This is a genomic window from Mycobacterium sp. AZCC_0083 (assembly GCF_014202335.1).
Taxonomy (GTDB): domain Bacteria; phylum Actinomycetota; class Actinomycetes; order Mycobacteriales; family Mycobacteriaceae; genus Mycobacterium.
Window position 1 is genome coordinate 207,840 of sequence record NZ_JACHGP010000007.1, and the last position, 24,348, is coordinate 232,187.

The following is a 24,348-nucleotide window of genomic DNA, read 5'->3' on the forward strand; positions in this document are numbered from 1 at the left end:
TAGCAGCGCTGACCGCGCCGGAACGGACTTCGGGTGACGAGGACAACGCGCGCGCAGGGGATTAATCTCGCTTTCATGTCGACGCCGAGGTTGCGGGTCTGCCCGTCAGCGAAGGTCCTGTCGTGATCTTCAAGGGCGTCCGCGACGGCAAACCGTATCCCGAGCACAACCTGTCCGGTCGGCAATGGGCGCAGATCCCTCCGCGGCAGATCCGGCTCGACGAGCTGGTCACCACCACCACCGTGCTGGCGCTCGACCGCCTGCTCTCGGAGGATTCGACCTTCTTCGGCGACCTGTTCCCACACGCCGTGCGGTGGCAGGGCGTGGTCTATCTGGAGGACGGGTTGCACCGGGCGGTGCGGGCCGCATTGCGCAATCGGACGGTGCTGCACGCCCGGGTTTTCGACATGGATCTGCCGCTCGCTCAGCAGGTCTAGGCCGCCTGCGCCTCGATGCGCTCGGCGTGAAAGCGCAGGAAGTACAGCGCGGTGACCGCCTGCCAGACGTAGATCGAGTACACGCTGCCGCGCTCCCAGATGCCGATCGGCAGGACGGTTAGCGATGTGTCGAAGATCAACCCGAGAAGGCATGCCAGGCCCAGCGCGCCGAGCGCAACGCCCACCGCGAGGTAGGTCCGCGACACACCTACCCGCCGAAACGCCAGCGTTCCGAGAATGACCGCCACGTTGCCGCCCGCGATCGCCAGAAACGCCCCAACCCCATGCCAATCGGGGCCGGTGCCGGACGGACCGCTGTGCCACGTGGCGACGAGGAAGTTCCCGATGCCGTTGAGCACGGCGAAGACCAGGAACACCGACGCCCTGCCTGCCTGACTCCCCCTCACCATCAGCGCCGCGCCTACCGGAAACAGGATTGCCTGAACGACGAACGCGGCGTTCATCAGAAGGGCGAGCGGTGACAGGCCGGGTGCCCCAAGCGTGCTGATGTAGTCGGTCGCGTAGCCGTACCTGGACATGGCCGAGGCGGCGACGGCCTCCGCGACGAAGTACGCGAGTGCTGAGACGACCAACGACAGGGCCCCGATCCGGAGGGTCACGCTTCCCAACGGTAGAGACCGCAGAAGGTCCCGAGTCAGTCCGCCATGGCTTCGCGCAGGTGGCGTGGCCGCATGTCGGTCCAGTTCTCCTCGACGAAGGCCAGGCAGTCGGCACGGATGCTCTCACCGAACACCACCCGCCAGCCCGCGGGTACGTCGGCGAACGTTGGCCACAGACTGTGCTGGTCCTCGTCGTTCACCAAGACGAAGAACGTCCCCGCCTCGTCATCGAATGGGTTGTTGCTCATCGAATCTCCTCGTTGATCGCGCCGATGGCGAACCGTCGGTCAGGTCGGCGCCAAGGTGGGTACCTCGTCGGTCCATACCCTGAAGCTCGTCAATGTGGCGGGACCGAAGGTGTTGCTGAGCGCGACGTCAGCGGCGTCGCGGCCACGCGCGATCAACACCCTGCCGATGCGCGGCGTGTTGTGGCGCGCGTCGAAGGTATGCCATTGCCCGTCGAGGAATACCTCGAACCAGGCAGAGAAATCCATCGGCTCGTCCGTCGGGGGCACACCGATGTCGCCGAGGTACCCGGTGCAGTAGCGCGCAGGAATGTTCATGCAGCGACAGAAGGCAACGGCAAGATGCGTGAAATCACGGCAGACGCCGATCCGCTCGTCAAAGGCTTCCAGAGCAGTCCGGGTCATGCGCGCGTGTTCATAGCCGAACGTGAGATGTCGGTGAACGTAATCGCAAATTGCCTGAACGCGGCCCCATCCCGTTGGTGTCTGTCCAAAGAGATTCCACGCCGACTCGGATAGCCGATCGGTTTCGCAGTAGCGGCTCCCGAGCAGGAAGACAAGCGTCTCCTCGGGCAGGTCCGGCACAGGAATCTGCTGCGCCTGGGGGACGATGACGTCGGGGACTCCTGTGTCGTTGACGAGCGCATCCGCCGAGACGCTCGTGCGGCCCTTTGGCGCAACGATGCGGGCGCACCAGTTGCCGAAGCCGTCACGATAGGCCGCCACCGGGACCGGCGGGTCGAACACCAGGGCGTCACGGCCGACGAGATCGGACACCCGGGTGAAATGGACGTTGAGGTTGAACATCATCGGGGTCGGCTGCGGGCAGTCGTAGATCATTTCGAAGCCGAGGTGAATTCGCATCATTTGTCTCCGATTTCCAACAGGGGTGAGGTCGCGCGTGGCCGACTCCCGTGCCCACAGGTGATGATGGAGCTGTCCATCGTGCTGACCACGTCACCACGTCACCACGGCAGCTCGGGCAAGTGGCGAAACGCCTGCCGCACACCTTCGCCCCATTCGTCGCTCAGCGCGGTGAAATAGGGGTCCCCCTCATCGAATCGCCGCCGCCCCCGCACTTCGAGGCTGTCCCGCTCGTAGCAAATCAGGTCGATCGGCATACCGACCGACAAATTGCTGCGCATGGTCGAATCGAAAGAAACCAGCACACACTTGGTGGCGTCCGCCAGAGGCGTGTCTTGCGTAAGCACTCGGTCGAGGATCGGCTTTCCGTACTTGGTTTCACCGGTCTGAAAGAAGAGCGTGTCGATCCCGGCTTCGATGAAATTGCCCTCGGCATAGATCCGGAACAGCCGGATCGGCTCGCGGCCGATCTGCCCACCGACGATGAACGAGGCATTGAAGCGGATGTTGTTCTCTTCCAGGTACCCAGCGTCACGTTTCTCGATATCGCGCATCGCGTCGGAGACCAGCCGCACGACGTCGAACATCGTCCGGGCACCCAAGAGATTGGTGGCCGCGTCGCCGTCAGAACAACGCTGCGTCAACAGGCTGATGACGGCCTGGGTTCCTGCCAGGTTTCCCGAACTCAGCAAGACGATGACGCGATTGCCGGGACGCTCGAACACCGTCATCTTGCAGAACTTGGCGAAGTTATCGACCCCGGCGTTGGTACGCGAGTCCGAGGCGAAAATCATGCCCTTGTCAAGCATTACGCCGATACAGTAGGTCACGTAATGCACCCCTGCCCCGAATTCCTTCGCGAACACCCAGCCTACGCCGCTCGATGAACGGCAACGGCTAGACATCTGGATCGGTGCCTGGCGTTCGACGGTGATTCGCGCGTTGTCTCAGTCGAGGCTGAACAGACAGACGTTCACATGTTTACTGGCCGATAACCTACGGGACCGTAGGTTGAGTTGGCGTCGACTTGAAGCTTGGGAAGCGGACTTCATGACGTTGCGCCAAGGCGCCCGAACACCATTGGGTGGAGACGGGTTCGCGTGAGCGAGATGAAGTATCTCGATCTGCACGGCGACCGGGTTGCCTATCGGGAGGCGGGAAGTTTCGGCGACCTGGCGGTCGGTCCTGCCGCACTTGTTGAAGAGATACCGGGTGGTGACGCCGGATCTGCTCGGACACGGTGAATCCGCCAAGCCGTGCGGTGATTATTCGCTGGGAGCGTTCGCGGCATGGCTGCGTGATCTGCTCGATGAGCTCGGCATCACGCGGGCGACGGTGATCGGTCGGTCGCTTGGTGGCGGTGTGGCGATGCAGTTCACCTATCAGCATCGTGATTACTGCCAGCGACTGGTTCTCGTCAGCAGCGGCGGCCTTGGCCCCGACCTGAGCTGGATATTGAGGATCCTGTCGGCGCCCGTAGCGGAGCTGATCCTGCTGGTGGTCGCGCCGCCACCGGTGCTCAACATCGGCAACAGGCTTGGGTCGTGGCTCATTCGGCTGGCATCCATTCACTACGCGCCGGCGAGATGTGGAACGCCTACTCGTCACTGGCAGACGGCCGCTCACGACGTACCCGCTGCGGGCGAATCGTTCGAACACCGTTTTGGGCCAACTGCGTTGCGGTGGAGGACGACGCGTGGTCAGACATCAAGGACCCGTTCTAATCGCCGGCTGGATCACCGGCGGACGTTGCGCCCGTCGCCAGGTCAGCGAGGCGAGGGTGCAGACGGGAGCCTGGTCGGGCCGCTACAGCCCAGATCAGGACTTGGCCACCACGTGACGGGTGCGGTCGTCGCGGACCGGAACGCCGTTGGGCCCACCCACACCTTGGGAGTACAACCCGACCGAGTACGCCACGGCCTTGCCGTTGATCTCCAGTGCAGTGCGATCGATGTGGTCGATGGTGTCGGTCTTCTGGTGGTAGTTCGGGTCGTACGGCGCTCCTGCCGTTCCGCCCCACAACTTGGCCTCTTCGGCAGTCATGTCGGACACCGCGCCGGTGAACACTCCGCCGGCGGGAATGCCCGCCCTGGTGAACCCTTCGTAGTCGGAGCTACCCGAGAAGGGAACGTCCTGTGGCGTCTTCCCCGCATTCCTGAGGTAGGCCGCCAAGGCACGTTCGATGCCAGCCGACCCCTCCGGCACCCGGGGCGGGTTCTGGTCACGGTCCAGTGGCGCCGACTGGTCGCCGTCGTAGGTGAAGTAGCCCGGATTCGGCGAGGCGATCATGTCGTAGTTCAGGTAGAGGGCGATGTCCTTCAGCGCCTCGACGTCAAGCGATTGGACGTAGTCCCCCGAGCCGAGCAGGCCGAGTTCTTCGGCACCCCAGAACCCGAACCGGACCATGTTCTTGACGTCCGGCGAACTCCCCAGCTGCACGGCGGTTTCCAGCACCGCCGCCACGCCGGAGCCGTCGTCGTTGATACCCGGCCCGGCGGGCACGCTGTCCAGGTGTCCACCGACGACCACGACGTCGTGGGGTGACCCGGTCTTGGTTTGGGCGATGACGTTGCGGGTCTTCACCGTTTTGATCCCGGCGTTGAGCTTGATCGTGGTGTCGCCTGGCCGGGCGCGTAGCCGCGCGCCGTCGGCCTTGCTGACGCTGAGGACCGGGATCTTGACATCGGTGCCCGGGCCGAGCGTGCCGAGCGACTGCTTGCCATCGCTGTTGTTCGCGACGATCAGGGCGACCGCACCGCGTTCGGCAGCGGCAGTCTGCTTGTCCGCGAACGGGCATTTGCCGCGATCCACCAGCACCACCGCGCCAGCGACGGGCAACCCGTCGTAGTCGGCCGCGGTGCAGCCAGGGGTGTCCTCGACGCGCGCCGGCACCAGCGGTCCCCGCACACCGTCCGGCGGGGTACCCACGGTGTACTCGAGCGGCTTCGAGTCGACGATCGTGCCGCCGACGGTGAGGGTCGGTGGGTCCGCGAACGGCAACCGCAGTTCGAATTCGGGGATCTGGACGTCAAAGCCCTTGGACCGCAACGTATCAGCGATGTAGTCGACGCTCGCCTCGTAACCGGGCGTACCGGCGGCCCGGTTCCCGCCGTTGGCGTCGGCGATCTGCTGCAACTTGGTCAGGTGTGCCATCACCGCGTCGGTGGACACTCGCTGCTCCAACGTTCCCGCGAAACCCGACGCCTGCGACGTTGGCGTGCTGGGTTCGGCAGGCTGGGTCTCGCGACCACAGCCGTTAAGCATTGCCAGAGTGATCACGGCAGCAAGCGATACGGCGATTGCCTTCGATGTTCTCCCCACCGGCCCACGTTAGCGCGTCCGCGTGCGGTGCCGTTCACGTCGACGGGTGGACTGTGTCGACCCGGAGCCTAGGCTCGTTTCATGTCGCCGAACTTGTTGAGGGCAGCCGCCGCACTGGCGATGGTTGCGGCCCTGAGCTCGTGCGGTTCAACCAGCCACGACGAACATGCCGGTCACCACCCGGCCTCTGCCTCGCAATCAGCCGACCACAATGCCGCCGATGTTGCCTTCGCCAAAGGCATGCTTCCGCATCACCGGCAAGCCGTCGACATGGCGGCGATGGTGCCGTCCAGGACCACGAACCCCGACGTGCGCATGATGGCCACGCACATCTCGTGGGATCAGCAGGCCGAGATTCTGACGATGACGGGAATGCTCGCGCAGTGGGGTGAGCCCGTTGCGACCGACCATCCCGTTACGACCGACCACGACGAACACGGCGGTATGACGATGCCCGGCATGCCAGGCATGGTCGACGGCGTCATGCCCGGCATGGTCGACGACGCGACGATGACTCAGCTCAAGTCATTGACCGGGCCTGCCTTCGACGAGCTGTGGCTCACGTCGATGATCGACCACCACCAGGGCGCGGTGACCATGGCCCACACCGAGATCGCCGATGGTCAGAATCCGGACGCCAAGAAACTGGCGGAGATGATCATCACCGCTCAGCAGAGAGAGATCGCCCAGATGAACAATCTGGTGAGCGCCACGGAGTGACGCGCCAAGGGTTTCACCTGAAGAACCTGTTGGCCGACGGGCTGTGCATCAGCACGAGCCCGCCGACGACGGCAACGACGTGTATCGCCCGCAATGCCACCACCGCCAAGGTGGGCCCGTCGGCCGCCGCCAGGAAGGTCGCGGGCTCACCGCCCGCGACCAACCACGAAATGGGTTCCGCGAGCAGGGAAGCCATCCCGACGACGCCCAGGAGCACCGTCAATGCGAGCCGCACCCAGCGTTCGCCCTTGCGCAGCCGCACGATCAACAGAGTGACGAGTACGTAGACGACCGCGCGAATTGAAAGTTGCACGGCCACGCCGTAATCCGGGTTGGTCATCGCGTTGAGTAGTGCCTCGAGCACTCCGCATGCCACGGCCGCCAGCCAGCACCACACCGACCAACGCACGGACTGGGGCAACGGGCCGGGCACGATCACTCTTCGCCGCGGGTGAGGACACCGTCGAGTAGGGCGCTGAGATAGCGGTCGGCCAGATCGGGCTCATCGGGGTCGGGAGCGTGACGGATCGCGAAGCCGATTCCGCACAGCAGGAGAATGACGTCGCCGACCGTGAGAGCTGGATGCACGGCATTGGCCGCGGCCGTCCGCTCGAGCAGGTCGCGAAGCCCGTCCTGCAACCGTTGGCGAAGCTGCTGACTCTCGGCCGAGGCGGGATTCGGATCGGTGACAGCGGCGGCGAACGCGTCGTCACGCACGTAGGCGGCCAAGGCGGTCTTCAAGAAGTCTCGTGGGCCCTGCTGCGTGGGTGGCGCTGCAGCGGCCTGTCGGATCAGGACGGTGAATTGGTCCTCGGCGAGGGCCTCGATCAGCGCTTCTGGGGTCGGAAAGCGGCGGTAGACGGTGCCGACGCCGACGTCGACTGCCTGCGCGACGGCGTTGAGCTGCAATGGTTTCCGGCTACTTGCCAGAGCCCGCGCAGCATCCATGGTGCGACAGCGATTGCGCGCGGCGTCCTTACGCAGCGCGGGCTGCGGCGTGGCGGCCGTGTCCTTCAACAGAAGTCTCCGTGTCCGGCGATCGGCGCCGAGAACACCGCCTGCACTGCGACGCCGATGTCGACGGGCACTGCGGTGATGCGCACTCCAAACAAACAAATAAGTGTTGCCTAACCGTAGCGTGGAGGTTTGCGGCCGGAACTCCCACACGGGTCAGTCGCTGGCATCCACCGCCTACGATCAGCGACTATGGACGCCAAATCGATCGTCTCCACGCCCTTGCGCCTCGCATTCGCGACCGCAGGAGCGGCGATGTCCGCGGTCGAGGGTGGCATCGCCGTCACACGTTTCGCGGTGCAGAACGTGGAGTCCGAGGTGAAATCGGCGTTGCACGTGGAGAATTCGGATCTCACGGGTGCGCCGATGCAACCGATGCAGCCGCTACAGCGCCTGGCATCGCTACTCGAGCCAGATCGGCCGATCGGGATCGTCATCGCCCGAGGTGGACCGCTGGACCGAGTGCTGCAACCGGGTGGCGCGGTAGATCGACTAACCGAGCACGGCGGGATCTTGGACAAGCTCACTGCGCCCGGCGGCCTGCTCGACAAGCTGACCAGCGACAGTGGCATCGTCAGTCGACTGACCAGCGAAGGCGGGCCGCTCGATCGCCTCACCCGCGACGGCGGCGTCCTGGACCAGATCACCGAGAACGAAGGCGTACTCGAACGCCTGACCTCCGAGGGCGGCGTCGTCGACAAGCTCACCGCACCGGACGGAGTGCTCGAGAAGCTGATGGCCAAGGACGGCGTGCTCGACAAGCTCACCGAGCCGGACGGCGTGCTCGACAAGCTCACCGAGTCCGACGGTGTGCTCGACAAGCTGGCCCGCAGGGACGGGATCCTCGACAAGCTCACCGCCACCGGTGGCGTGTTCGACCGGGCAGCGATTGACGGTGGACTGATCGATCAGCTGATCGGCGAGGGCGGTGCGATCGAACGCGCCATCGCGCCGGGCGGGCCGTTGGACGCCGTTACCAAACTGACGGACGTCCTAGCGGAGCTGACGCCGAGCATCGACCACATGGGCAGCGCCGTGACCGAGCTCGACGAGGCCGTCACGTTGATGACGACGGCAGTGGCGCCGATGAGCGACCTGGTCAACCGGCTGCCAAAGCGGATTCTGAAGAGTCGCGAGGAGCGCCGCCAAAATCACGCTCAAGGCGACGAGTCGTCGACGGGCGGCGTTTAGACGCCGCCGCACAGTCGGTCAGGACCATACGGACGGCCCGGTGCACGGAGGGCGGGACCACTACACGATTTCGTCGCCGCGTGCAGAATTCATCCACAGGCCGACATTTCATCCACAGCTCGTAATCCCTTGTGTCACTTAGGCTTCAGGCGTCACATTCTTGGCCTGCTTGTCGGTCGTTCGAACTAGTGTTCGGGTATGGGTTTGAGTGCGGTCCCCGACTACGAGGACCACGGAGACCACCTTCGGGTGCTCGATGCCCTCGACGCCGCGGTCGACGCACTCACCTGCCTAGACGTGAGCGCACTGAGCCACCAGCAGCTGTTGGACGTGCTGGACCGCACCGAAACCGCCGTCCGCCGGCTGCCCGTGTCGGGGCATCAGGTGATCAACCGACTCAAGGCCGAAGCCAACCCCATCACCCTGGGCGCCACCACCATCACCAATCTGCTGGCCGACCGGTTGCGGATCAGCCGCACCGAAGCCGGCCGGCGCATCGACTGCGCCACCGACCTCGGCCCGCGGATGTCGTTGCTCGGTGAGCCGCTGGAGCCGCTGTTGCCGCGCACCGCGGCCGCGCAAGCCCGCGGCCATATCGGCGCCGAACACATCACGATCATCCGCGGGTTCTTCAGCCACCTGCCCGATGCGGTCCCCCGCGCCGAGCGCGACAAGGCCGAAGCCTCCCTGGCCCGCGTCGGGAGCACCCTCACACCCGAAGAACTCCGCCAAGCCGCCACACTGCTGCTGGCCTACCTGCACCCCGACGGCGACTTCACCGACGCCGACCGCGCCCGCAAACGCGGCATCACCGTCGGCTCGCAAGGCCCCGACGGCACGAGCCGCATCAGCGGCTACCTGGATCCGCAGGCCCGGGCCATCTGGGATGCCGTGATGACCGGCTGGGCAGCCCCCGGCAAGTGCAACCCCGACGACGACACCCCCGTCATCGACGGCGACCCCGACCAAGCCACCATCGACAAAGATCACCGCACCCCGGCCCAACGCCGCCACGACGCCCTGGCCGCGATGGGTCAAGCCCTGCTGGCCTCCGGTCAACTCGGCACCCACCACGGCCTACCCACCACCATCGTGATCACCACCAGCCTCCACGATTTGGAAGCCGGCACCGGGCACGCCATCACCGCCAGCGGCGTCCTGCTGCCCATGGCCGACGTGATCCAGATGGCTGCCCACGCACACCCGTATCTGGCGGTGTTCGATCAGGGCACCGACATTCCGCTCAACCTGTTCCGCGCCAAGCGCACCGCCTCCCCCGGACAGTGGTTGGTGCTGGCGGCCAAACACCGGGGCTGCACCTACCCGGGGTGCACGGTCACCGCCGACCGCAGCCAAGCCCACCACGCCACCCTGGACTGGGGTGCCGGCGGACTAACCAACATCAACGACCTCACCCTGGCCTGTGGACCGCACAACCGGATCATCAACACCGACGGCTGGGAAACCCGACAACTCCCCGACGGCCGCACCCAATGGATCTGACCACCACACCTGCCCACCAACCGACCAACCACCAACGACTACCACCACCCCGAACGCATGCTCACCGACCCCGACGACGACGTCGGCCCAGACGAGCAATAGGGGGCTACTCCCCCGCAATCAACACGTCGCGCACAACCGCGTCGGCGAGCAGACGGCCGCGGTCAGTCAGGACCAAGCGGTCGGCGTGACGCACGGCCAGTCCGTCGGACACGGCCACGCTGGCGCGGGCGGCCTCGGCGTCGGTCAGCACGCCGACCGGCAGCCCTTGGCGCAGCCGTAGCCGCAACATCACGTCCTCGGTGTGACGGTCGGCGGCAGTCAGCTCCTCGGAGTCCGCGACTGGCAGCACGCCATCGGCAAGCGATTTCGCATACGCGTTGGGGTGCTTGACATTCCACCACCGCGTCGAGCCGACGTAGCCGTGCGCACCGGGCCCGGCACCCCACCACTCCCCGCCGTCCCAGTAGCCGAGGTTGTGCCTGCACTCGCCCCCGGGACGACTCCAGTTCGACACCTCGTACCAGTCGAAGCCAGCATCGGAAAGCCGTGCGTCGAGCAATTCGTACCGGCGGGCGTTCACGTCGTCGTCGGGCGCGGCCATCTCACCGCGCCGCACCCGTCGGCCCATCGCGGTGCCCTCCTCGACGACGAGCGCGTACGCCGACACGTGGTCGACGCCTGCGTCGATTGCGGCGTCGACGGAACGAGCCAAGTCGTCGTCCGTCTCCCCCGGTGTCCCGTAGATGAGATCGAGGTTGACGTGGTCGAACCCGACGGCGCGGGCCTCGGCCGCCGCGCGCAACGGCCGACCCGGGGAGTGGACCCGGTCCAGCGTCGCCAGCACGTGCGGCGCCACCGACTGCATGCCAAGCGAGATCCGGGTGAAGCCGGCAGCACGCAGCTCGGCGAACAACTGCGGTGAGGTGGATTCCGGGTTCGCCTCGGTGGTGACCTCGGTCCCATCGGCCAGATCGAAGTTGTCGCGGATGGCACCGAGCACTGACGTGAGCCCGGAACTGCCGAGCAGGGACGGGGTGCCTCCGCCGACGAACACGGTCTGGACCGAGCGAGCGCCGATCCTCTCGGCGGCCATGGCGAGCTCGATGCGAAGCGCTGCGAGCCAGCCGTCTGGGTTGGCCCCGCCCAACTCAGACGGCGTGTAGGTGTTGAAGTCGCAGTACCCGCATCGGGTCGCGCAGAACGGCACATGGACGTAGATGCCGAACGGCCTGCTCGGTGTGGATACCAGGCCAGGGAGGCTGGCACGTGCCGCGCGGACCGTCATACCACCAAGTGTTACTCGGCCAGCGCCCGTCAAATCGCGCGGATTCCACTTGGCAGGGGTGCCGATGGGGTGCCAGCAGCGATGACATGCCTCGACAGAACCGCGATTCTGGCCTCAGGAGTGCCTTTAGCGACCAATCTGCAAGGAGATTCCATGTGTACCGAATGAGCCTCTTGGTCAAGGATCAGACAGCAATTTACTCACGCTGAGCGGAAGTTTGTCCCGGTTAGGGCCGGTGACACGGTCCGTGGCACAATGGTCGACGTGCTTGCCGCCATCAGCTCCACCAGCCGCGTATCGCTCGTGGCGCGGCGGCACATCGACTTCAAGCGCGTATGTAGCTGTTGCTGTCTGCCTTGACGCGCTTGATCTAGGACCCAGCCCACCCAAGTACTTTCAGCTGGCCCGCCGGATCTGCGCCGCCGGCCAGCCACCGGTGAACGCGCGACCCCAAGGGCCCGCTCCTCCATGAAGGGGCCAATCAATGACCCAGGCAAACGCCAAGCCTGCCAAGCGACCCAAGGGCGAAGGCCAATGGGCGCTCGGCTACCACGAGCCGCTCAACGCCAACGAGCAGGCCAAGAAGGATGACAACCCGCTCAACGTGCGGGCCCGCATCGAGGACATCTACGCCAAGGGCGGCTTCGAGAGCATCGACAAGGGCGATCTCCGCGGCCGTTTCCGCTGGTGGGGCCTCTACACACAGCGCAAGCCCGGCTACGACGGCACCTGGACCGGTGACGACAACACCGACATGCTCGAGGACGAGTACTTCATGCTGCGCGTGCGCTGCGACGGCGGCGCATTGACCGCCGCCGCGCTGCGCACGCTTGGCGGCATCTCCACGGAGTTCGCCCGCGACACCGCCGACATCTCCGACCGCGAGAACGTCCAGTACCACTGGATCCAGGTCGAGGACATGCCGGAGATCTGGCGGCGGCTCGACGAGGTCGGCCTGTACACCACCGAGGCGTGCGGCGACTGCCCGCGCGTCGTGCTTGGCTCACCGCTGGCCGGCGAGTCGCTCGACGAGGTCATCGACGGCACCCCCGCGATCGACGAGATCGTCCGCCGCTACATCGGCAAGCCGGAGTACTCCAACCTGCCGCGCAAGTTCAAGACCGCGATCTCGGGCCTGCAGGACGTGGTGCACGAGGTCAACGACGTCGCGTTCATCGGCGTCAACCACCCCGAGCACGGCCCCGGCTTCGACCTGTGGGTCGGCGGCGGGCTGTCCACCAACCCGATGCTCGGCCAGCGGGTCGGTGCCTGGGTGCCGCTCGACGAAGTGCCCGATGTCTGGGAAGGCGTGGTCAGCGTGTTCCGCGACTACGGCTACCGGCGGCTTCGGGCCAAGGCGCGGCTGAAGTTCCTGATCAAGGACTGGGGCATCGAAAAATTCAGGAAGGTCCTCGAAGAGGAGTACCTGAAGCGGCCCCTGATCGACGGCCCCGCACCGGAACCGGTGACGCGCCCCATCGACCACGTTGGAGTGCAGCGGATCAAGAACGGGCTGAACGCCGTTGGCGTCGCGCCGATCGCGGGGCGGGTGTCGGGGACCATCCTGTCGAAGATCGCCGACCTCGCCGAAGCTGCGGGTTCGGATCGCATCCGGTTCACGCCGTACCAGAAGCTGGTCATCCTCGACGTCGCCGACGACAAGCTCGATGACCTGCGCGACGGGTTGGAAGCGCTGGGCCTGCCGTCGCGGCCGTCGCACTGGCGACGCAATCTGATGGCCTGCACGGGCATCGAGTTCTGCAAGCTGTCGTTCGCCGAGACGCGCAAGCGCAGCCAAACGCTGGTCCCCGAGTTGGAGCAGCGGCTCGAGGACATCAACGCCCTACTCGACGTGCCGGTGACGGTCAACATCAACGGCTGCCCGAACTCGTGCGCGCGCATCCAGGTCGCCGACATCGGGTTCAAGGGCCAGATGGTGGACGACGGTGACGGCCCGGTCGAGGGCTTCCAGGTCCATCTCGGCGGCAGCCTGGGTCTGGACAGCGGATTCGGTCGCAAACTGCGCCAGCACAAGGTGACGAGCACCGAGCTCGGCGACTACATCGAGCGGGTGGTTCGCAACTTCGTGAAACAACGCGAGCATGGTGAGCGTTTCGCTACCTGGGCAGTACGAGCAGACGAGGCGGATTTGCGATGAGCGCTTGCGCGAAGAGCAGAGGACACAGATGAGCGAAACGATGACCGAGCAGAATCTGATCGACGTCGCGGAGCGCGGTGCCACCGAGCTCGACGGCGCGAGTGCCGAAGAACTGCTGCGGTGGACCGACGAGACGTTTGGCGGCGACTACGTCGTGGCGTCGAACATGCAGGACGCCGTTCTCGTGGCCATGGCCGCCAAGGTGCGCCCCGGGGTTGACGTGCTGTTCCTCGACACCGGTTACCACTTCGCCGAGACCATCGGCACCCGTGACGCCGTCGAGGCCGTCTACGGCGTGAACGTGGTCAACGTGACCCCGGAGAAGACCGTCGCCGAGCAGGATCAGCTGCTGGGCAAGGACCTCTTCGCCAGTGACGCAGCGGCGTGCTGCCGGATGCGCAAGGTCGAGCCGCTTGGCAAGGCACTGAAGGGCTACTCCGCCTGGGTCACCGGAATCCGTCGCATCGAGGCACCCACCCGCGCGAACGCGCCGCTGATCAGCTTCGACAAGGCCTTCGGGCTGGTGAAGATCAACCCGATCGCGGCATGGTCCGACGAGGAGATGCAGGCTTACATCGACGCCAACGACGTCCTCGTCAATCCGCTTGTCCACGAAGGATATCCGTCGATCGGCTGCCTGCCGTGTACGGCCAAGCCGGTCGAGGGCGCCGACCCGCGCAGCGGTCGCTGGGCAGGTCAGTCCAAGACGGAGTGCGGGCTGCACGCGTCGTGAGGGAGAGCCTGGTTCTCGCGGCCCACGGCAGCGCGGATCCCCGTTCTGCCGCAGTGGCATTCGCCTTGGCCGGCCGTCTGCGTCGGCTGCGGCCATGGCTGGACGTCCACGCCGCGTTCCTTGAACAGTGCGGGCCGAATCTGAGCGACGTGCTGGTCGACGTCGGTCGGCACCCCGGCCGGACCGTCGTGGTGCCCATGCTGCTGGCCGACGCGTATCACGCTCGCGTCGACATCCCCGCGGTGATCGCGGCGTCCGACACTGTCGTCACCGAGGCCGACGTGCTCGGCGAGGATCCGGCGTTGATCACCGTGCTCGGACAACGCTTGACCGAGGCCGGGTTATCCAGCGGCGATCGGGATCTCGGTGTGATCGTGGTGGCGGTGGGTTCCTCGAACGAGGCCGCGAACGCCAGGACGGCGACGGTGGCGCCCGCACTGGCGGCCCGGACCCAGTGGGCCGGAGTCGAGGTGGCCTTCGCGACGGGCCCGCATCCGACGATCGCCGACGCCGCGGAGCGACTGCGGGATCGCGGAGCGCGCCAACTTGTCGTTGCCCCGTGGTTCATCGCTCCCGGCGTGATCACCGACCGCGTGGCAGAATCCGCTGCGGTACTTGGCATCTCGATGACGGCACCGCTGGGCGCTCACAACTTGGTGGCGGCAACGCTGCTCGATCGTTTCGACGAGACCCTTTCGGTGCGCGCCGCGGCCTGAGCCTCAGGCCTTCGTCAGCGATGCGACGTCGTCGGCCTCGTCGACGTCGGGCAATTCGAGGCTGCCGGGGATCGGCGGCACCCGGGTGGCGCGGACGTACACGGTGTCACCCTCCTTTAGTGCAAGCGCCTCGGCGTCGCCGCGAGTGATCTGCGCGGTGAACGGGCCATTGTTGGCCGCGCCGGTGAGCTCGACGCGAACCTCGAAGCCCAGCACCACGATTCGGTCGATGGTGGCGCGGATGACGCCCGTGGATGACACGCTGCCGTCGGCCTGCGCGATCGCCATGTCGGGGTTGCGACCCACCCGGATGTCGTGCGGTCGCACCAGCGAGCCGTTCAGCGACGACACCGCCCCAAGGAACGACATCACGAAAGCGTTGGTCGGGCTGTCGTACACCTGGGTCGGCGAGCCCACCTGCTCGATGCGGCCCTTGTTCAGCACCGCGATCCGGTCGGCCACGTCGAGCGCCTCGGCCTGATCGTGGGTGACCAGCACCGTGGTCACGTGGACCTCGTCGTGCAGGCGGCGCAGCCAGGCGCGCAGATCCTCGCGCACCTTCGCGTCCAGCGCACCGAACGGTTCGTCGAGCAGCAGCACTTGCGGGTCCACCGCGAGCGCACGGGCCAGGGCCATCCGTTGACGCTGGCCGCCGGAGAGTTGATTGGGGTAGCGAGTTTGGAAACCGGCAAGCCCGACGATCTCGAGCAGGTTGTCGACCTTGTCCTTGATCTCGGCCTTGGGGCGCTTGCGGATCTTGAGCCCGAACGCGACGTTGTCGCGCACGGTGAGGTGCTTGAACGCGGCGTAGTGCTGGAAGACGAAGCCGATGCCACGGCGCTGCGGCGGCACGGCCGTGACGTTCTCGCCCTTGATGGTGATGGTGCCGGTATCGGGCTGGTCGAGCCCGGCGATGGCCCGCAGCAGGGTGGACTTGCCCGATCCACTGGGGCCGAGCAGTGCCGTCAGCGACCCTTCTGGCACGTCGAAGTCGATGTTGTCCAGCGCCACGAAGTCGCCGTAGCGCTTGTTTGCGCCACGCACCGTGATCGCGTTGGTTCGCGGCACTTCGCTCGGACGCTCATCGGTGGTCATCTGCAAATCTCCTTGTTGAGGCTATTTTGCCGCGCGGGCGCGGCGGGCGTCGAGGATCACCTGTATGACCAGCACGAACACCGCGACGGTCATCAGCAGCGTCGACACCGCGTACGCGCCGTACTCGGCACCGCGGCTGTAGCGGTCGGACACCAGCAGCGTCAGCGTCTGGGACGTGCCGGGGAGGTTGGACGACACCATGATGACGGCGCCGTACTCGCCGAGAGTCCTTGCGACGGTCAGCACGATCCCGTAGGTCAGGCCCCACCGGATGGATGGCAGCGTGATCTTCCAAAAGGTCTGCCACCACTGCGAACCGAGGGTGGCAGCAGCCTCCTCCTGGTCGGTGCCCAGCTCGTGTAGCACTGGTTCGACCTCGCGGATGACGAACGGCACCGTGACGAAGATGCTTGCCAGCACGATGCCGGGCAGACCGAAGATGATCTTGAAGCCAAGGTCGTTCTCGACGAAGCCCAGCGCACCCGCCGAACCCCACAGCAGGATCAGAGCGACACCGACCACCACCGGCGATACGGCGAACGGCAGATCGATGACTGCCTGCAACGCGCTCTTGCCGCGAAACTTGTTGCGCGCCAGCACCAGCGCGGTGGGCACACCGAAGAGCACGTTGAGCGGCACCACGATCGCCACCACGACAAGCGACAACTGCAAGGCCGACACCGCGGCTGGCGTCGTGATCGACGCGATGAACTCGCCGAACCCCGGCTCCAATGTGCGCCAGAGAATCAGCCCGACGGGGACGACGACCAGCACCAGGATGTAGGCCAACGCCAGGTAGCGCAGGAGATAACGCACCGACCGCGACAGGATCATCGGGCCAGCTCCTCACGCTTGGCCGCCCGCGAACCGACCGCGCGCAGCACGAACAGCACCAGGAACGAGGCGATGAGCAGCACGATGGAGATCGCCGCGGCGCCGGTGCGATCGTCGTTCTCGATCAGGGTGCGGATCCACTGCGAGGACACCTCGGTCTCCCCCGGCACCGCACCACCGATCAACACGACCGAGCCGAACTCACCGATCGCACGCGAGAACGCAAGCCCCGCACCGGAAAGCAGCGATGGCAGCAGCGCGGGCAGAACGATCTGGGTGAAGATCGTCACGTTGTTCGCGCCGAGCGACGCGGCCGCCTCCTCGACGTCGCGGTCGAGTTCCAGCAGAACCGGCTGCACCGAGCGCACGACGAAGGGCAACGTGACGAACAGCAGCGCGACGCCGATGCCCCACTTGGTGTGCTGAATGTGAAGCCCGACAGGGCTGTTCGGACCATACAGCGCCAGCATCACCAGGCTCGCGACGATGGTCGGCAACGCGAACGGCAGGTCGATGACGGCGTCGACCAACCGCTTGCCTGGGAAGTCGTCGCGGGTCAGCACCCAGGCCACCAGCAAGCCGAAGACCACGTTTACCGCGGTGACGCCGATGGAGACCGACAGCGTCACCTTGTACGACTCCAGCGCGGCGTTGGAGCTGACCGCGTTCCAGAACGCCGTCCACCCTCCGCCTGCCGATTGCCACACGATGGCGGCCAGTGGCAGCAGCACGATGACGCTGAGCCACACCGTCGCTGCGCCCACCCGCAGTGACGTCGTGCCGTGGCGGCGGCCCAGCCGGCTAGGCGGCGCCGCCTCGGGAGTGGGCGCTAGCCCAGCTGTCATCCGGTGGCCTGCTTGTAGATCTTGGTGATCGAGCCGTTGTCCTTGTCGAACAGCGCGGGATCAACGGCGCTCCAGCCACCGAGATCGTCGATGGTCCACAGCTTCTCGGGCGTCGGGAAGTCAGTGGCGAAGTCCTGGGCCACCGAGGGATCGACGGGGCGGAAGCCGGCCTGGGCCCAGATCTTCTGGCCCTCCTTGGTGAACAGGTAGTTCTTCAGCGCGGTGGCCTGCTCGAGGTGAGCGCTCGTGGTGACGACCGCGACGGGGTTCTCGATCTTGAAGGTCTGCGGCGGGTTGATGTGCTCGACCGGCTTACCCTGTCGCTCGGAGTTGATGGCCTCGTTCTCGTAGCTGATCAAAACGTCACCCGAGCCCTGAAGGAACACGTCGGTGGCCTCGCGTCCGGAGCCTGGCCGCGTCTTGACGTGCTCGGTCACCAGCTTGTTGACGAAGTCAAGGCCGGCCTGCGGGTCCTTGCCACCGTTGCTCTTGGCGGCATACGGCGCCAACAGGTTCCACTTGGCGGAGCCGGAGCTCAGCGGGCTCGGGGTGACGACCTCGAGACCGGGCTGCAGCAGGTCATCCCAGTCCTTGATGTGCTTCGGGTTGCCCTTGCGCACGACGAGGGAGACGACCGAGCCGAACGGGATGCCCTTGGTGGCGTCAGCGTTCCAGTCCTTGGCCACCTTGTCGGCCTTGACCAGTCGGGTGACATCGGGTTCGACCGAGAAGTTCACGATGTCGGCGGGCTTGCCGTCGACCACGCCGCGGGACTGGTCACCCGACGCACCGTAGGACGTCGTCACCGCGACGCCCTTGCCCTCTGGGGTGGCGGCGAACGCGGGGATGATCTTGCTCCAACCCGGCTCGGGCACGGCGTACGCGACGAGGGTCAGGGTGGTGTCCGCCTTGGGCTGATCGCCGCTACCGGCGACGTCGCTGGACCCGCCGCCGCACGCGGCGAGCAGTGTCGCGGTGACGGCGAGGGCGCCGGCGGTCGTGAAGAACTTCGTCGGGCTGTGCTTGGAGACAGGATTTGAGAGAAACATGTGACCTTTCCTTGCGGGCATTTGAACGGGAGACCCGTCACAACGGCAAGGAGCTGGATCAGCGTGAGCGCGAGGACAGCGACAGCCGACACCAAACCGCGGACGGGTTGGAGTCAGCGACAACAGTGCACATCGGCAACAGCGCAGCTACCTACGGCGATGAGTGCCAAGACATGGCTCTCCGTAGTGCCCGGGGCTGCGTGCATGGCGCGAAGCGTAACAGAGTGGGTCCGGAGGGCAGGAGCGGAGCGACCGGGGAATGTTTCAGCAGATGATCAGCGGGCGAGGAGCCACAATCAGCGAGCGACCAGCCACATGACGATCACCAGCACCACCAGGATGACCAGTACCAACGTGACGCGGGAGCGTGGCATACCGGTCACGACTCGTCGTCTTCGACGTGCGGGCCGCGTTTCAGCAATCTGATGCCGTTGCCGAGTGCGCCGTCCAGCAGCACCGCGATCCCGTAGGCCAACAGCAGCACCACCGGCATCACCACCGCGGTCTGGGCGACGAACCCGAGGCCGGACAGCCACAGCTCGACGCCGTCCCACCAATTCAGGATGCCGCTCACCTTGCCCAGCCTACGATCAACGGCGTGACGACCCCTGAGAAGGCTGCTCCGGAAGCCACCACGTGCCTGGTCGCAGGCGGTGGACCCGCGGGGATGATGCTGGGTCTGCTGCTGGCCCGCGCCGGCGTCAAGGTCACGGTGATGGAGAAGCACGCCGACTTCCTCCGCGACTTCCGCGGTGACACCGTGCACGCCAGCACGCTGCGACTGCTGGACGACCTAGGCCTGGGCCAGGACTTCCAGAAACTCACGCACCGCGTCATCGAGACCATCGGCATGAAGATTCAGGGTGTATCGGTGGACATCGATCTGCATCGGATCCCAGGTCCGCACAAACACATCGCACTAGTCCCGCAGTGGGACTTCCTCGAACTGCTCGCGACGGCCGCCGAGAAGGAGCCCTCGTTCCGGTTGATGCGCAACAGCGAGGTGCTCGAACCCATTCGCGAGCGTGGGGACACGGTCGTCGGTGTGCGCTACCGGGGACTGGACGGCCGGATCGCCGAGATGCGCGCCGATCTGACCGTGGCGTGCGACGGCCGGGATTCGACCTTGCGGACGGCAATGGGATTGCAGCCCAAGAGCTTCGGCACCCCGATGGATGTGTGGTGGTTCCGGCTGCCGCGCGCCGAGCAGGACCCGCCGGGCTTGGAGGGCGTGCTGACATCGGGGCACGCGATGATCGTCATCGACCGCGGCGACTACTACCAGTGCGCCTACATCATTCCGAAGGGCAGCGACTCCCAGGTGCGAGCCGAGGGCATCGAGTCGCTACAGCGCACGATTGCGTCACTGGTGCCGCAGTTGACCGACCGCGTCGACCAACTGACTTCCTTCGACGACGTCAAGCTGCTCGACGTGCAGCTGAACAGACTTCACCGTTGGTACACGGACGGCCTGCTGTTCATCGGAGACGCGGCGCACGCGATGTCACCGGTTGGCGGGGTCGGGATCAACCTGGCAGTGGCCGACGCCGTGGCGACGGCGCGTGCCCTGGCGGCGCCGCTGCGCGCGGGACGGGTGACCACGCGGGACTTGGCGCGTATTCAGGCCAGACGCTGGGTTCCGACCGCGCTCATCCAGGGGGCGCAACGTGCGATCCACGCCAAGGTCATCGCCGCTGCAGTCGGAGAGGACGCCCCGGGGCGCGCACCTTTGGCCGTGCGCCTGGTCGGCCGCATGCCGCTCCTGCGCACTGTGGCCGGATATGCGGTGGCCATCGGGCCCCTGCCCGAACGCGCTCCCGCCTACGCGCGGCGCTGAACCGGGGCGGCACTCACCGCGCGATGACGTCACCGATGAGCGGCCGTCCTTGTCTTCTTCCCGGCCGCGGTGGACGACGACTACGGCCGCTTCCTGTCATGGGGCGCAATCGTTTTGGCGCCGCTGTGCGCGGTGCAGATCGTCGACTACTTCATCCTTCGGCGACGCCAACTGCACATCAGGGACGTGTTCCTGCCGATCAGCTAGTCCAGGTATAGCTACTGGAAGGGCGTCAACTTCGTCGCCTTCATTGCGGTTGGCGCGGGTGCGGTCCCGTATTCACTGCTGCTGAACCCGGTTTCGTACGAGCCGAGTGGGTTGTTCCGCTACACCGCGGCATCGCTGCCTGCCTTCCTCGTCGCCGGGTTGTTGTACTACGTGCTGACCCGAGTGGTGGTGCATCCCCTCGGGTTGGGCGGCTACGACACCCGATCGGCGCGCCGGTGACGGGGCACGAGTAGACGGCGGGTACCTGCGCGGTTGATGATGTGCGACATGGTTCTGCAGCACACCGATCCCGCCGACGAGACGGGCACGGCCGACGTCGTTACCGAAGCGCCGTATACCGTGACCGCCCCCGTCCCCTACGCGCCCGGCGGCCCGTTGCGGAACCCGTTCCCGCCGATCGCCGACTACGCGTTCCTTTCGGACTGCGAGAACAGCTGCCTGGTCTCGTCGGCGGGTTCGGTCGAGTGGATGTGCGTGCCACGGCCGGACTCGCCGAGCGTCTTCGGGGCGATCCTGGATCGCAGCGCAGGACACTTCCGCCTCGGCCCGTACGGGGTGACCGTGCCCGCGGCCCGGCGCTACCTTCCTGGCAGCCTGATCCTGGAAACCACCTGGCAAACGCACACGGGTTGGCTGATCGTGCGCGACGCGCTGGTGATGGGGCCATGGCACGACATCGAGACCCGGTCGAGAACCCACCGCCGCACCCCGATGGACTGGGACGCCGAACACATTCTGCTGCGGACGGTCCGCTGCGTCAGCGGCGTTGTGGAGCTGGTGATGAGCTGCGAGCCTGCGTTCGACTACCACCGCGAGGCCGCCACCTGGGAGTACTCGGCGGGAGCGTACGGCGAGGCCATCGCACGGGCAGGCAAGAATCCGGAGGCGCACCCCACGCTGCGGCTGACCACCAACCTGCGCGTCGGCCTCGAAGGGCACGAAGCGCGGGCCCGCACCCGTCTCAACGAGGGCGACAACGTCTTCGTCGCACTCAGCTGGTCCAAGCACCCGGCACCGCAGACCTTCGAGGAAGCCTCCGAGAAGATGTGGAAGACCAGCGAGTCGTGGCGGCAGTGGATCAACATCGGCGACTTCCCCGACCATCCGTGGCGGGCCTACCTTCAGCGCAGTGCATTGACGCTCAAGGGACTTACCTACTCCCCGACCGGCGCACTGCTGGCGGCCAGCACCACGTCGCTTCCGGAAACGCCTCAGGGCGAACGCAACTGGGACTACCGCTACGCGTGGGTGCGTGACTCCACGTTCGCGCTGTGGGGTCTGTATACGTTGGGCCTGGACCGTGAGGCCGACGACTTCTTCGCGTTCATCGCCGACGTGTCGGGCGCCAACAACGGTGAGCGCCACCCACTTCAGGTGATGTACGGCGTCGGCGGCGAGCGCACCCTCGTCGAGGAGGAGCTCCACCACCTCTCCGGCTACGACAACTCCCGGCCGGTGCGAATCGGCAACGGCGCGTTCGACCAGATGCAGCACGACATCTGGGGCACCATGCTCGACTCGGTGTACTTGCACGCCAAGTCGCGTGAGCAGATCCCGGAGATGCTGTGGCCGGTGCTCAAGAACCAGGTCGAAGAGGCCATCAAGCACTGGCGCGAACCCGACCGCGGCATCTGGGAGGTACGCGGCGAGCCGCAGCACTTCACCTCGAGCAAGGTGATGTGTTGGGTGGCCCTTGATCGCGGCTCGAAACTGGCCGAACTGCAGGGCGAGAAGAGCTACGCCCAGCAATGGCGGGCGATCGCCGAGGAGATCAAGGCCGACATCCTGGCCCACGGCGTCGATGCTCGCGGCGCGCTGACCCAGCGCTACGGCCACGACGCGCTCGACGCCTCGCTGTTGCTCGTCCCCCTAGTGCGGTTCCTGCCATCCGACGATCCGCGCGTGCGCGCCACGGTGCTGGCGATCGCCGACGAGCTCACAGAGGACGGACTGGTGCTGCGCTACCGCACCGAGGAGACCGACGACGGGCTACAGGGCGAAGAGGGCTCGTTCACCATCTGCTCGTTCTGGCTGGTGTCGGCGCTGGTGGAGATCGGTGAGATCAGCAGGGCCAAGCACCTCTGCGAGCGGCTGCTGTCGTTCGCCAGCCCGCTGCATCTCTACGCCGAGGAGATCGAGCCGCGAACCGGACGCCACCTCGGCAACTTCCCTCAGGCATTCACGCACCTGGCACTGATCAACGCCGTGGTGCACGTGATCCGCGCCGAGGAGGAGGCCGACAGCACCGGCGTGTTCCAGCCGGCCAACGCACCGACCTAGAGGTCAGCCGCCGACGGCGCGCAACAAGGGTCGGTCGAACGACTGCTCGGCGCGCGCTCGCCACTGCAGGTGGAAGTCCACGACAAGGGGCGCAGGTACCGCCAGCGCCACGGGAGTGAGTCGGTTGTTCACCTCGTCGCGCGCCACACCGGTGATCACGCGCCCACCAAAGCCGTCGGCGCGGGCAGGCACGGTGGCGGTGACCGTCGCCGCGTCGACACCGAGGTGCGGGCGCAGATAGAACTCGCCGCCGGGCTCGCAACCCGACAGCTCGGCACCGTCTTCGTCAAGCAGCGATCCACCCGAAACCGTCAGCGCAACAGCGTCATTGGCGTGCAGTCGAAGCGGGCCGATCAGACCGCCATCGACCACGGCGGCGACGGCCGACAGCTCAGGGGCCACCGCGTGGCCGCGGGCCCAGCGGGCGCCTGCCAGCAGGTAGTCGTAGAGATGGACGACACGGTCGGGGTTGAGATAGTGACTCTCCCCCTCCAGCCAGAACGACACATCAGCCACGGGGACGCGGCCTTCGGCGTCGTCCACGAGCCGGTAGTGCCGGTAGCCCTGAGCACGGCGGCCGGGCAGGTAACGGGACAGCGTGCTGCCCGAGCCGAGCGACTTGCGGTACTGGCCAGGCTCGGTCACGGTCAGCCTCGACGAGGCGACGTCACGCCATGTGGACCCGTCGGCTGACTTCTGCAGCCGGAGCGACGCACCCGTCTTCGACGTGACCTCGACGGTGTAGCCGCCCAGTTGAGGTGCGCTGTCGAACTCGAAGTCGATGGCGCTCGGGGTCCGTCGCACCGCGACGGGCACGTTCCTCGGGCGATCGTCGAGTTTCATGTCGTTGGTGAAGAACCAGATCGCGGCCTGGGTCGCTGCAATGGCCTCGTGTTCGGCGACGTTGGACGAACCCAGCGGGTAGCCGGCCGCGCGCAGTCGACGGCTCAGCTCCGCGGTGCCGATCGTCGGAAATGAGTTGCGAAGGATCCAGTCGATCTCGGCCTCGCGGGCACGGGCGCGCAGGTTGGTCACCGCCGCCCACGTCGCAGCCCGGTAGTGCGATGGGCGCGTCGGGGCGTGGCCGCCGAAGTCCAGCGAATACGCATCGACGTTGGGGTTCAGCCTGATCAGGTCCGTGCGCGCAGTGGTGCCGTCGGTGAACACCAGGGAGCCCACGGTGTGCGAGTAGGTGCCGCCGCGGTACCTGGTCATGCGGCTGAGCTCACCGCTGCCTGCCACTTCGCGGCGCCGGACGGCGACCGGTGCGTGGATGCGCTCGGAAAGGGTGTGACTGGTCATCGGGTTGACTTTCTGAAAGTTGATCGCGCGTGACTTCGCCGCCGATCAGGCGGGCGTCAACGCAGAAG

The 24,348-nt window shown here is 66.3% G+C and carries 27 protein-coding genes and 2 pseudogenes; 14 read left to right on the forward strand and 15 right to left on the reverse strand.

Annotated features, from left to right (window positions below):
- Positions 1 to 122: 122 nt before the first annotated feature.
- Positions 123 to 437, forward strand: coding sequence for a type II toxin-antitoxin system VapB family antitoxin (locus tag HNP02_RS18810; protein WP_184441234.1), 315 nt, complete (start codon positions 123 to 125; stop codon positions 435 to 437).
- On the opposite strand, the gene HNP02_RS18815 is transcribed toward HNP02_RS18810, so the two are convergent.
- The 4 genes from HNP02_RS18815 to HNP02_RS18830 form a co-directional block, all read right to left on the reverse strand.
- Complete coding sequence (locus HNP02_RS18815; RefSeq protein WP_309241615.1) at positions 434 to 1,057, reverse strand: DUF998 domain-containing protein; 624 nt, start codon at positions 1,055 to 1,057, stop codon at positions 434 to 436. The two genes, HNP02_RS18810 and HNP02_RS18815, sit on opposite strands and share 4 nt — an antisense overlap.
- A 35-nt stretch (positions 1,058 to 1,092) precedes the next feature.
- Positions 1,093 to 1,305: an MbtH family protein gene (locus HNP02_RS18820; protein WP_184441236.1), complete on the reverse strand. Its 213-nt coding sequence runs from the start codon at positions 1,303 to 1,305 to the stop codon at positions 1,093 to 1,095.
- A 39-nt stretch (positions 1,306 to 1,344) separates the two neighbouring features.
- A complete protein-coding gene (locus tag HNP02_RS18825) occupies positions 1,345 to 2,079 on the reverse strand; it encodes a transglutaminase family protein (RefSeq protein ID WP_309241616.1) in 735 nt (244 codons plus the stop codon).
- 188 nt (positions 2,080 to 2,267) lie between these two features.
- Positions 2,268 to 3,032, reverse strand: a complete 765-nt coding sequence (locus tag HNP02_RS18830) for a peptidase (RefSeq protein ID WP_309241617.1) — start codon at positions 3,030 to 3,032, stop codon at positions 2,268 to 2,270.
- A gap of 234 nt (positions 3,033 to 3,266) precedes the next feature.
- On the opposite strand from HNP02_RS18830, the gene HNP02_RS44055 reads away from it, so the two are divergent.
- A complete protein-coding gene (locus tag HNP02_RS44055) occupies positions 3,267 to 3,410 on the forward strand; it encodes a hypothetical protein (RefSeq protein ID WP_375373689.1) in 144 nt (47 codons plus the stop codon).
- Positions 3,382 to 3,807, forward strand: a pseudogene (locus tag HNP02_RS18835) (alpha/beta fold hydrolase); the annotation flags it as partial. The gene HNP02_RS44055 and the pseudogene HNP02_RS18835, both read left to right, overlap by 29 nt.
- Positions 3,808 to 3,984: 177 nt before the next feature.
- Here the strand turns inward: HNP02_RS18835 and HNP02_RS18840 are convergent.
- Positions 3,985 to 5,430 (reverse strand): M28 family metallopeptidase, encoded by a 1,446-nt coding sequence (locus tag HNP02_RS18840; RefSeq protein WP_184441701.1) that lies wholly within the window; start codon positions 5,428 to 5,430, stop codon positions 3,985 to 3,987.
- Positions 5,431 to 5,568: 138 nt separating this feature from the next.
- Between HNP02_RS18840 and HNP02_RS18845 the strand changes: the two genes are divergently transcribed.
- Positions 5,569 to 6,207: a DUF305 domain-containing protein gene (locus HNP02_RS18845; protein ID WP_184441238.1), complete on the forward strand. Its 639-nt coding sequence runs from the start codon at positions 5,569 to 5,571 to the stop codon at positions 6,205 to 6,207.
- Positions 6,208 to 6,220: 13 nt separating this feature from the next.
- Here HNP02_RS18845 and HNP02_RS18850 read toward each other — a convergent pair whose 3' ends face one another.
- On the reverse strand, positions 6,221 to 6,640 hold the full coding sequence (locus HNP02_RS18850) for a hypothetical protein (protein ID WP_184441240.1): 420 nt from the start codon (positions 6,638 to 6,640) through the stop codon (positions 6,221 to 6,223).
- Positions 6,641 to 6,642: 2 nt separating this feature from the next.
- Entirely contained in the window at positions 6,643 to 7,224 is a 582-nt protein-coding gene (locus HNP02_RS18855; RefSeq protein ID WP_255506668.1) for a TetR/AcrR family transcriptional regulator, read from the reverse strand.
- Between the two features lie 189 nt (positions 7,225 to 7,413).
- Here HNP02_RS18855 and HNP02_RS18860 point away from each other — a divergent pair, with 189 nt between their 5' ends.
- Positions 7,414 to 8,412, forward strand: coding sequence for a hypothetical protein (locus HNP02_RS18860; RefSeq protein ID WP_184441243.1), 999 nt, complete (start codon positions 7,414 to 7,416; stop codon positions 8,410 to 8,412).
- A 198-nt stretch (positions 8,413 to 8,610) separates the two neighbouring features.
- A pseudogene (locus HNP02_RS18865) lies at positions 8,611 to 10,017 on the forward strand (HNH endonuclease signature motif containing protein).
- 4 nt (positions 10,018 to 10,021) lie between these two features.
- Here the strand turns inward: HNP02_RS18865 and hemW are convergent.
- Positions 10,022 to 11,203 carry a radical SAM family heme chaperone HemW gene (hemW, locus tag HNP02_RS18870; RefSeq protein WP_184441245.1) on the reverse strand — a complete coding sequence of 394 codons (1,182 nt, stop codon included), beginning with the start codon at positions 11,201 to 11,203 and terminating at the stop codon, positions 10,022 to 10,024.
- A gap of 255 nt (positions 11,204 to 11,458) precedes the next feature.
- Between hemW and HNP02_RS44060 the strand changes: the two genes are divergently transcribed.
- The 4 genes from HNP02_RS44060 to HNP02_RS18885 all read left to right on the forward strand — a co-directional run bounded on the left by HNP02_RS44060 (position 11,459) and on the right by HNP02_RS18885 (position 14,810).
- Positions 11,459 to 11,563: an Ms4527A family Cys-rich leader peptide gene (locus tag HNP02_RS44060; RefSeq protein ID WP_375373690.1), complete on the forward strand. Its 105-nt coding sequence runs from the start codon at positions 11,459 to 11,461 to the stop codon at positions 11,561 to 11,563.
- Positions 11,564 to 11,687: 124 nt separating this feature from the next.
- A complete protein-coding gene (locus tag HNP02_RS18875) occupies positions 11,688 to 13,361 on the forward strand; it encodes a nitrite/sulfite reductase (protein ID WP_184441247.1) in 1,674 nt (557 codons plus the stop codon).
- 28 nt (positions 13,362 to 13,389) lie between these two features.
- Complete coding sequence (locus HNP02_RS18880) at positions 13,390 to 14,094, forward strand: phosphoadenylyl-sulfate reductase (protein ID WP_184441249.1); 705 nt, start codon at positions 13,390 to 13,392, stop codon at positions 14,092 to 14,094.
- Positions 14,091 to 14,810, forward strand: coding sequence for a sirohydrochlorin chelatase (locus tag HNP02_RS18885; protein WP_309241619.1), 720 nt, complete (start codon positions 14,091 to 14,093; stop codon positions 14,808 to 14,810). The genes HNP02_RS18880 and HNP02_RS18885 overlap by 4 nt, the downstream gene beginning before the upstream one ends.
- 3 nt (positions 14,811 to 14,813) lie before the next feature.
- On the opposite strand, the gene HNP02_RS18890 is transcribed toward HNP02_RS18885, so the two are convergent.
- From HNP02_RS18890 to HNP02_RS18910, 6 genes are all read right to left on the reverse strand, one after another.
- Positions 14,814 to 15,905, reverse strand: a complete 1,092-nt coding sequence (locus HNP02_RS18890; protein WP_184441253.1) for a sulfate/molybdate ABC transporter ATP-binding protein — start codon at positions 15,903 to 15,905, stop codon at positions 14,814 to 14,816.
- Between the two features lie 21 nt (positions 15,906 to 15,926).
- Positions 15,927 to 16,739, reverse strand: a complete 813-nt coding sequence (gene cysW / locus HNP02_RS18895; RefSeq protein ID WP_184441254.1) for a sulfate ABC transporter permease subunit CysW — start codon at positions 16,737 to 16,739, stop codon at positions 15,927 to 15,929.
- The gene (gene cysT, locus HNP02_RS18900; RefSeq protein WP_184441255.1) at positions 16,736 to 17,584 is read right to left on the reverse strand and encodes a sulfate ABC transporter permease subunit CysT; all 849 of its coding nucleotides are present in this window, start codon (positions 17,582 to 17,584) and stop codon (positions 16,736 to 16,738) included. The genes cysW and cysT overlap by 4 nt, the downstream gene beginning before the upstream one ends.
- Positions 17,581 to 18,633, reverse strand: coding sequence for a sulfate ABC transporter substrate-binding protein (locus HNP02_RS18905; RefSeq protein ID WP_184441257.1), 1,053 nt, complete (start codon positions 18,631 to 18,633; stop codon positions 17,581 to 17,583). The genes cysT and HNP02_RS18905 overlap by 4 nt, the downstream gene beginning before the upstream one ends.
- Before the next feature lie 113 nt (positions 18,634 to 18,746).
- The gene (locus HNP02_RS44065) at positions 18,747 to 18,839 is read right to left on the reverse strand and encodes an Ms4533A family Cys-rich leader peptide (protein WP_375373691.1); all 93 of its coding nucleotides are present in this window, start codon (positions 18,837 to 18,839) and stop codon (positions 18,747 to 18,749) included.
- A gap of 173 nt (positions 18,840 to 19,012) precedes the next feature.
- A complete protein-coding gene (locus HNP02_RS18910) occupies positions 19,013 to 19,207 on the reverse strand; it encodes a hypothetical protein (protein WP_184441258.1) in 195 nt (64 codons plus the stop codon).
- Between the two features lie 24 nt (positions 19,208 to 19,231).
- Between HNP02_RS18910 and HNP02_RS18915 the strand changes: the two genes are divergently transcribed.
- From HNP02_RS18915 to HNP02_RS18925, 4 genes are all read left to right on the forward strand, one after another.
- Positions 19,232 to 20,470 carry an FAD-dependent oxidoreductase gene (locus tag HNP02_RS18915; protein WP_309241620.1) on the forward strand — a complete coding sequence of 413 codons (1,239 nt, stop codon included), beginning with the start codon at positions 19,232 to 19,234 and terminating at the stop codon, positions 20,468 to 20,470.
- Between the two features lie 69 nt (positions 20,471 to 20,539).
- On the forward strand, positions 20,540 to 20,677 hold the full coding sequence (locus HNP02_RS18920) for a hypothetical protein (protein ID WP_184441261.1): 138 nt from the start codon (positions 20,540 to 20,542) through the stop codon (positions 20,675 to 20,677).
- A gap of 111 nt (positions 20,678 to 20,788) precedes the next feature.
- Complete coding sequence (locus HNP02_RS42815; RefSeq protein WP_255506669.1) at positions 20,789 to 20,917, forward strand: hypothetical protein; 129 nt, start codon at positions 20,789 to 20,791, stop codon at positions 20,915 to 20,917.
- Between the two features lie 48 nt (positions 20,918 to 20,965).
- Complete coding sequence (locus HNP02_RS18925) at positions 20,966 to 22,978, forward strand: glycoside hydrolase family 15 protein (RefSeq protein WP_184441263.1); 2,013 nt, start codon at positions 20,966 to 20,968, stop codon at positions 22,976 to 22,978.
- Between the two features lie 3 nt (positions 22,979 to 22,981).
- Here the strand turns inward: HNP02_RS18925 and HNP02_RS18930 are convergent, their stop codons facing one another.
- On the reverse strand, positions 22,982 to 24,280 hold the full coding sequence (locus HNP02_RS18930; protein WP_184441265.1) for a thioester domain-containing protein: 1,299 nt from the start codon (positions 24,278 to 24,280) through the stop codon (positions 22,982 to 22,984).
- Positions 24,281 to 24,348 lie beyond the last annotated feature (68 nt).